The 244-nt window shown below is 46.7% G+C and carries 1 protein-coding gene; it reads right to left on the minus strand.

Annotated elements, in window-relative coordinates; genetic code table 11:
- Window positions 1-244: Hsp70 family protein (locus C6N31_RS47465; RefSeq protein WP_198359753.1), on the minus strand; the 244-nt coding region annotated here is incomplete at both ends.

Here is a 244-nt window from a genome sequence, read left to right on the forward strand (position 1 = left end):
GGGAAGCTTTGCACTGATCTTCTCGTCTTTCACAGTGTTTCTCATGTTGTAGGCGTAGTTCTCCAACGCATTCTTTGCCTCCACCTTCTTTTTGTGCTCCTCATCTTCAGACTTGTACTTCTCAGCCTCCTGGACCATATTCTCGATCTCTTCCTTGGACAACCTTCCCTTGTCATTGGTGATGGTGATCTTGTTCTTTTGGCCAGTTGTCTTGTCCTCTGCAGAGACATTCAAGATGCCGTTG

This window comes from Streptomyces fildesensis, from assembly GCF_016107395.1.
Classification (GTDB): domain Bacteria; phylum Actinomycetota; class Actinomycetes; order Streptomycetales; family Streptomycetaceae; genus Actinacidiphila; species Actinacidiphila fildesensis.